The 1,558-nt window shown below is 38.1% G+C and carries 2 protein-coding genes; both read left to right on the forward strand.

The features are described from left to right. Positions 1 to 214: 214 nt before the first annotated feature. Entirely contained in the window at positions 215 to 1,126 is a 912-nt protein-coding gene (locus AAF462_11930) for a bifunctional riboflavin kinase/FAD synthetase (protein ID MEM7009831.1), read from the forward strand. Positions 1,127 to 1,151: 25 nt separating this feature from the next. Continuing rightward, a partial coding sequence (locus AAF462_11935) for a shikimate dehydrogenase (protein MEM7009832.1) occupies positions 1,152 to 1,558 on the forward strand: 407 nt, incomplete at its 3' end.

Raw genomic sequence — 1,558 nt, forward strand, 5'->3', positions numbered from 1 at the left:
AGCTTTACAAAAATAGCGCTTTCTCTTCTTATGATAATAGGAAGATTAGAGCTATTTACTATTCTAGTTATATTAACCCCAACATTTTGGAGGAAATAGGCTATAAACTCTACAAAATCCTTTTATATTGAACTCATTATGGTAATATTCTGTGCGTTAAAACGAGGGAAATGATCCTTAAAACTAATCTAAATACATTCTCAACCGTATAAATATGAAAGTAATATTTGATCCAGAAGAGCCGATACAAAACTCTACATCTGCCACAATTGGAAACTTTGACGGAGTCCATTTAGGACACAAGAAGATCCTATCGGCTATAAAACAAGAAGCCAACGAGCAAGGTCTTAGCTCATGTGTCATAACATTTCATCCCCATCCGCAAAAAGTTCTACAGAATATAGATATACCTCTTCTTATGCCGATAAGAGAGAGATTAAAATTACTTGAGAAAGAAGGCATTGACGTAGTAGCCTGCTACACTTTTACAAAAGAAATCGCTAATATATCAGCGAGGGATTTTGTAACAAACATTTTAGTTGGAAACCTAAATTTAAAACATCTAATCGTTGGGCCAGATTTTTCCTTTGGTCATAAAAGGGAAGGCAACCTCGATCTACTAAATGAAATGGGCAAAGAGTATGGTTTTGACACTGAAGTAGTTGACACTGAGCTAATTGATGGCGAAGTGGTGAGCAGTACGTCAATAAGAAATCTGGTCACAGAAGGTAATATGGAAAAAGCAGCCAAATTCCTTGGCTACAACTTCTATATTGAAGGCGAGGTGAAAGAGGGCGAGCGTCGGGGAAGACAGATTGGATTTCCAACTGCTAACCTCAACACTGACTGGGACATATTGCCAAAGGTTGGGGTTTACGCCACACGTGCTCATATCGGTGATAGGGCTCTTAACAGTATTACAAACGTAGGCTACCGACCTACATTCGGGCACAACGAATTGTTAATCGAAACGCATATTTTTGATTTTAGTGAAGACATTTATAAGAAGAGATTAAAAGTGGAATTTGTCGATAGAGTAAGAGACGAGCAGAAATTTGATGGCCCTGATGCACTTATTGAACAAATTAAAAAAGATGTTGAGAAAGTAAAAGAAATATTGTCTTAAAGTCATAGCAAAAGAGGACAAGAGATTGGGAGTAAAAGCAACAACCGGAATATATGGATTATTTGGACACCCTGTAAAACACAGCCTCTCGCCCAACATGCACAATAGTGCTTTTAATGAACTGGGCCTGGATTCAGTTTATGTGGCATTTGATATTGACCCTGAAAATATTGAAGATGCAACAAAAGCCATTAGGGCTATGAATATAAAAGGGATCAATATCACAATACCCCACAAGCAGACAATTATGCCCTTTTTAGATGAAATCTCTCCAGACGCGAAGCTCACTGGAGCTGTGAATACGGTTAAGAATGAAGATGGAAAACTGACTGGTTTTAACACTGATGTCGGAGGATTTTTAAGGGCCATAAGAGAGGATCTTGATTTTACTCCTGAGGGAAAAACGCTTTTTATTACAGGGGCTGGAGGAGC

Source organism: Thermodesulfobacteriota bacterium, assembly GCA_039028315.1.
Classification (GTDB): domain Bacteria; phylum Desulfobacterota_D; class UBA1144; order Nemesobacterales; family UBA2774; genus CR02bin9.